At 62.6% G+C, this 6,000-nt stretch carries 5 protein-coding genes; 3 read left to right on the top strand and 2 right to left on the bottom strand.

Going from position 1 to position 6,000, the window contains the following annotated elements:
- Together MST27_RS18385 and thiI are read right to left on the bottom strand one after the other, a co-directional pair.
- Positions 1-1,164: GTP-binding protein (locus MST27_RS18385; RefSeq protein WP_243607384.1), on the bottom strand; the 1,164-nt coding region annotated here is incomplete at its 3' end.
- A gap of 164 nt (positions 1,165-1,328) precedes the next feature.
- A complete protein-coding gene (thiI, locus tag MST27_RS18380; protein ID WP_243607383.1) occupies positions 1,329-2,783 on the bottom strand; it encodes a tRNA uracil 4-sulfurtransferase ThiI in 1,455 nt (484 codons plus the stop codon).
- Between the two features lie 342 nt (positions 2,784-3,125).
- Here thiI and glnA point away from each other — a divergent pair, with 342 nt between their 5' ends.
- From glnA to MST27_RS18365, 3 genes are all read left to right on the top strand, one after another.
- The gene (gene glnA, locus MST27_RS18375) at positions 3,126-4,529 is read left to right on the top strand and encodes a glutamate--ammonia ligase (protein WP_243607382.1); all 1,404 of its coding nucleotides are present in this window, start codon (positions 3,126-3,128) and stop codon (positions 4,527-4,529) included.
- A gap of 164 nt (positions 4,530-4,693) precedes the next feature.
- Positions 4,694-5,266: a DUF4124 domain-containing protein gene (locus MST27_RS18370; RefSeq protein ID WP_243607381.1), complete on the top strand. Its 573-nt coding sequence runs from the start codon at positions 4,694-4,696 to the stop codon at positions 5,264-5,266.
- On the top strand, positions 5,263-5,895 hold the full coding sequence (locus MST27_RS18365) for a DUF4124 domain-containing protein (protein ID WP_243607380.1): 633 nt from the start codon (positions 5,263-5,265) through the stop codon (positions 5,893-5,895). The genes MST27_RS18370 and MST27_RS18365 overlap by 4 nt, the downstream gene beginning before the upstream one ends.
- Positions 5,896-6,000 lie beyond the last annotated feature (105 nt).

Raw genomic sequence — 6,000 nt, 5'->3', positions numbered from 1 at the left:
CACCACTTCCGGGCGGCCCACGGCCAGCTCGAAGCCTTCGCGACGCATGTTTTCGATCAGTACCGAGAGATGCAGCTCGCCACGACCGGAAACCTTGAACTTCTCGGGCGAGTCGCCCGGCTCGACGCGCAGCGCCACGTTGTGCAGCAGCTCCTTGTCGAGGCGGTCCTTGATGTTGCGGCTGGTGACAAACTTGCCTTCCTTGCCGGCGAAGGGCGAGTCGTTGACCTGGAACGTCATGGACACGGTCGGCTGGTCGACGGTCAGCGGCGGCAGCGCCTCGACGTTGTTCTGGTCACACAGGGTGTCGGAGATGTAGAGCTCTTCCATGCCGCTGACACAGACGATGTCGCCGGCCTGGGCTTCGGGCACCTCGACACGCTGCAGGCCGGAGTGACCCATGATCTTGAGAATGCGGCCGTTGCGCTTCTTGCCGTCGGCGCCGATGGCGGTGACCGGCGTGTTGGCCTTGATGGTGCCGCGGGCGATCCGGCCGATGCCGATCACGCCGAGGAAGCTGTTGTAGTCCAGCTGGGAGATCTGCATCTGGAACGGGCCGCTGGTATCCACTACCGGTGCCGGTACATGGTCGACGATCGCCTGGAACAGGGCGTCCATGTTGTCGTCCATGTTCTCGTAGTCCATGCCGGCGATGCCGTTCAGGGCGCTGGCGTAGACGATGGGGAAGTCCAGCTGCTCGTCGGTGGCGCCGAGGTTGTCGAACAGGTCGAAGATCTGGTCGATGACCCAGTCAGGGCGCGCGCCGGGGCGGTCGATCTTGTTGACCACGACGATCGGGCGCAGACCGGCCTTGAACGCCTTCTGGGTCACGAAGCGGGTCTGCGGCATCGGGCCGTCCTGAGCGTCGACCACCAGCAGTACGGAGTCGACCATGCTCATCACGCGCTCCACCTCTCCGCCGAAGTCGGCGTGGCCGGGGGTGTCGACGATGTTGATGTTGTAGTCCTTCCACTTCAACGCGGTGTTCTTGGCCAGGATGGTGATGCCGCGTTCCTTTTCCTGGTCGTTGGAGTCCATCACGCGCTCGTTTTCGGCCTCCTTGCGGTCCAGGGTGCCGGACAGGCGCAGGAGTTTGTCGACGAGGGTGGTCTTGCCATGGTCGACGTGGGCAATGATGGCGATGTTGCGTAGATTCTCGATCACAGGTCTGTTTCTCTGTAAAAGCGTCTGGCTGTAGGCCGGCCGCTGAAAAAAGGTCGGTTCGCAACGCGAATCCGAAGAAGGTACGAGCCGGGGCGTTACCCGCGGTTTGGCATTACCGATCGGGAGGGCGGTGACGGATGCTGCCGCCCAGCAGGCCGGGCTGTTTAGCTCGGACGATAAACGCGCACATTGACGTGCCCCTCGCTCAACAGATGATGAGCATGCAGGCGGCTCATGACACCTTTATCGCAATACAGCAGGTACTGGCGGTTGTCGTCCAGTTCCTTGAAGCGGTTGTTCAGCGCATAGAACGGCAAGGTTTGCACTTCGATGCCCGGCAACTGCAGAGGTTCGTCCTCGGCCGCGTCGGGGTGACGGATGTCGAGCACCACCTGGCCGGCGCTGGCGGCGGTGACCTCCTCGACCTGCACATCCTGGCCCAGCTCGTCGATGACCCGGTCGATGGCGACCTGGCGGGCGTTGGCCAGGGCGCGATCCAGGATGGCCATGTCGAACTGCTTCTCTTCGTGCTCGACGCGATAGCGCTTGGCCTTGGTCGTCGGGTTCACCGAAATCACCCCGCAATACTCGGGCATGTTCTTGGCGAACTCGGCGGTGCCGATCTCGAAGGCGGTGTCGATGATGTCCTGCTTGTGGCTGGCGATGAGCGGGCGCAGCACCAGCATGTCGGTCGCCGAATCGATCACCGAGAGGTTCGGCAGGGTCTGGCTGGATACCTGGGAAATCGCCTCACCGGTGACCAGCGCATCGATGTGCAGTCGCTCGGCGATCTGCGTCGAGACGCGCAGCATCATGCGCTTCAAGACCACGCCCATCTGGCTGTTGTCGACCTTCTGCAGGATCTCGCCGACCACTTCCTCGAACGGCACGCTGATGAACAGCACGCGGTGCGAGCTGCCGTATTTCTTCCACAGATAATGAGCCACTTCCATGACGCCCAGCTCGTGCGCGCGGCCGCCGAGGTTGAAGAAGCAGAAGTGGGTCATCAGCCCGCGGCGCATCATCTGGTAAGCGGCCACGGTGGAATCGAAACCACCGGACATCAGCACCAGGGTCTGCTCCAGCGCGCCCAGCGGATAGCCGCCGATGCCGTCGTGCTGCGCATGCACGATGAACAGGCGCTGGTCGCGAATCTCCATCCGGACTTCGATTTCCGGTGCCTTCAGCGAGATGCCCGCGGCCCCGCACTGCTGGCGTAGCTGGCTGCCGACATGTCGTTCGACGTCCATGGAGCTGAACGGGTGCTTGCCGGCGCGCTTGCAGCGCACGGCGAAGATCTTGCCAGCCAGGCGATCGGCGAAATGCGATTTGCACTTCTCCACCATGTCGTCCAGGTCGCCCAGCGGGTACTCATGCACCTCCAGGCAATGCGCGATGCCCGGGGTGCAGCGCAGGCGCTCGATCATGTCGCGCAGCAGCCTGGCGTCGGTCTGCGCGGTTTCCACTTCAATGTTGTCCCACACCCCTTCCACCCGCAGCTCGGGATCCAGGTCACGCAGCACGGCACGGATGTTCTTCGCCAACTGGCGAATGAACCCCTTGCGCACCGGCGGGCTCTTGATGGTGATTTCGGGAAAAACCTTGACGATCAGCTTCATGTGGACAGCGCGGCGCTGGCATGGCCTGAAAAAGAGGGGGGCGGAGTATATCGGAATTGATCAAGCTTTAGACAATTTTATCGGTCGCCAGCGGTTTCGCACCTAAATGGAACAAGCCCGCGCTGTCGAGCACCAAATAAGTGCAACGCAAAGGAAAAATCTTGCCGCACGGGCCGCAGAAAGCCCATACGCGGCCTTTATAGGGCAGCCGGACCCATCTCGGAGCACTGGCATGCAATTTGCTCCCTTGTGAGGCAGGTCGCCTTGTCGGAGTATCCCCGCTCGGCTTCACCCTAGATTTCGGAAGCAACCTGTCAACGCTTCCACCACTTGGAGAGCACCATGTCGAAGTCGCTTCAACTGATTAAAGAATACGACGTGAAGTGGATTGATCTGCGCTTCACCGACACCAAGGGCAAGCAGCAGCACGTCACCATGCCGGCCCGTGATGCCGATGACGAGTTCTTCGAGCATGGCAAGATGTTCGATGGTTCCTCCATCGCTGGCTGGAAAGGCATCGAAGCCTCCGACATGATCCTGATGCCGGACGACAGCACCGCCGTGCTGGACCCGTTCACCGAAGAGCCGACCCTGATCCTGGTCTGCGACATCATCGAGCCCTCGACCATGCAGGGCTACGAGCGCGACCCGCGCGGCATTGCCCGTCGCGCCGAGGAATACCTGAAGTCGACCGGCATCGGTGACACCGTATTCGTCGGCCCGGAGCCGGAGTTCTTCATCTTCGACCAGGTGAAGTTCAAGTCCGACATCTCCGGCTCGATGTTCAAGATCTACTCCGAGCAGGCTTCCTGGATGACCGACCAGGACGTCGAAGGCGGCAACAAGGGCCATCGTCCTGCCGTCAAGGGTGGCTACTTCCCGGTTCCGCCGGTCGATCACGACCACGAAATCCGCACCGCCATGTGCAACGCCCTGGAAGAAATGGGCCTGACCGTCGAAGTTCACCACCATGAAGTGGCGACCGCCGGCCAGAACGAGATCGGCGTCAAGTTCAACACGCTGGTGGCCAAGGCCGACGAAGTCCAGACCCTGAAGTACTGCGTGCACAACGTGGCCGATGCCTACGGCAAGACCGCGACCTTCATGCCCAAGCCGCTGTATGGCGACAACGGCTCGGGTATGCACGTGCACATGTCCATCTCCAAGGATGGCAAGAACACCTTCGCCGGTGACGGCTATGCCGGCCTGTCCGAAACCGCCCTGTACTTCATCGGCGGCATCATCAAGCACGGCAAGGCGCTGAACGGCTTCACCAACCCGTCGACCAACTCCTACAAGCGCCTGGTCCCGGGCTTCGAAGCACCGGTCATGCTGGCCTACTCGGCGCGCAACCGCTCCGCCTCGATCCGCATCCCGTACGTCAACAGCCCGAAGGCGCGCCGCATCGAAGCACGCTTCCCGGATCCGGCTGCCAACCCCTACCTGGCCTTCGCTGCCCTGCTGATGGCTGGCCTGGACGGCATCCAGAACAAGATCCACCCCGGCGATGCGGCCGACAAGAACCTGTACGACCTGCCGCCGGAAGAAGGCAAGCTGATCCCGCAGGTGTGCGGCAGCCTGAAAGAAGCCCTGGAAGAGTTGGACAAGGGCCGCGCCTTCCTGACCAAGGGCGGCGTCTTCACCGACGAGTTCATCGATGCCTACATCGAGCTGAAGTCCGAGGAAGAGATCAAGGTCCGCACCTTCGTTCATCCGCTGGAGTACGACCTGTACTACAGCGTCTGATGCGATACGCGTGATTGGAAAAGGCCTCCTTCGGGAGGCCTTTTCTTTTTCCTGCGGCGCATATCCGGCAAGCTTGTTGCGACGGCTCGCAAATACCGGATCGAGGGCTTGCCCGAATGCGGGCAGGGTGCAAGGCTTCAGACTTCCCACTCGCGGAGTTCACCATGCGCATCGCAATGCTCAGCCTGCTCGTGCTGTTGTCGGCTCCGACCATGGCGCAGATCTACAAATACACCGATGAACGCGGCAACACGGTGTACACCAACCAGCCCCCGGATGGCGTAGCGGCCGACCAGGTCAAGCTGCCACCGGCAAACACCGTGGACATTCGCACCCCGGAACCACCTCCGCCCCTGCCGGGCGAGGCGCAAGACGCCCAACAGGCGCAGCCATACCGCAGCCTGGCCATCGGTGGCATCCCTGACGAAGAGGCCCTACGGGCGAACAACGGCAGTTTCATGGCGACCGCCGAGCTCGATCCGCCGCTGCGCCGCGGCCACCTGTTGCGCTTCCTGCTCGACGGCGAGCCACTGGCCGCACCCAGCGCTTCGACCTCCATGCAGCTGAACAACGTCGACCGCGGTAGCCATCAGCTGGAGGTGGAGGTACTCGCCAACGGCCAGGTCGTGCAGCGCGCCAGTCAGGCGTTCACCGTCCAGCGAGTGAATACCTCAAGCCCGGCATTACGACCTAAACCTACCCCTCCGAAACCGACACCGGCGAAGCCAGGCGCATGATCAGCATCAACCGCGCTTGGGCTGCCCTTCTTCTGGTCCTGGCGCTACCGGCATCCGCCGAAATCTATAGCTACATCGACGAGCAGGGGAACCGCGTCTTCACCGACCGCCCCGGTGGCCGTGCAGTCGAGACGATCAAATCGCGGCCCACCAACGGCATGCCGGCGGTTGAAACACAGCGACGGCCAAGCGCCCAACCGGCTGCGCCAGAACCGGACGCCATCCGCTACCGGCTGCTGGAGATCGGGCATCCCGCTCCTGAGGCGACCATTCGCAGCAATGCGGGCAACCTCGAGGTCAGCGCCACCAGCGATCCAGCCCTCGATCCGGCCCATGCGTTCCGCCTGCTGCTGGATGGCAAGCCCTTCGGCGAAACGGTCCGCACGCCGCAGTTCTCGCTGAGCAACATCGACCGGGGCACGCACCAGCTGGTGGTCGAGATCGTCGATGCCAGCGGCAATCCCTTGAAAGCCAGCCCGCCGCACACCTTTCATCTGCACCGCACCTCGCTCGCCCAACGCCGTCGGGTCAGGCCATGCGTGACGGCCGATTACGGCGTTCGCCCGGAATGCCCCCTGGCCGACAAGCCTGTCGAGAAGAAAGATATTCCCTTCGTGCCCTTTCTGTGATCATGCTGCGCACCGATATGGTGCGTAGCTGAGCCAAGCTGTTCGTGCCGCCTGCGAAACGCGGGATGCCCTGCTCTGGAGCGCCCATGGCCGCAGCGCCGCGCC

Origin of the sequence: Stutzerimonas marianensis, from assembly GCF_022810315.1 — a bacterium.
GTDB lineage: Bacteria > Pseudomonadota > Gammaproteobacteria > Pseudomonadales > Pseudomonadaceae > Stutzerimonas > Stutzerimonas marianensis.
Note: the sequence above shows the minus strand (reverse complement) of the source record. Positions and strands in the feature narration are given on the sequence as shown.

Bases quoted from the DNA above. Each gene is read 5' to 3' on its own strand.
- thiI (WP_243607383.1), bottom strand. From the start codon at position 2,783: ATGAAGCTGATCGTCAAGGTTTTTCCCGAAATCACCATCAAGAGCCCG.
- MST27_RS18365 (WP_243607380.1), top strand. From the start codon at position 5,263: ATGATCAGCATCAACCGCGCTTGGGCTGCCCTTCTTCTGGTCCTGGCG.
- MST27_RS18370 (WP_243607381.1), top strand. From the start codon at position 4,694: ATGCGCATCGCAATGCTCAGCCTGCTCGTGCTGTTGTCGGCTCCGACC.
- glnA (WP_243607382.1), top strand. From the start codon at position 3,126: ATGTCGAAGTCGCTTCAACTGATTAAAGAATACGACGTGAAGTGGATT.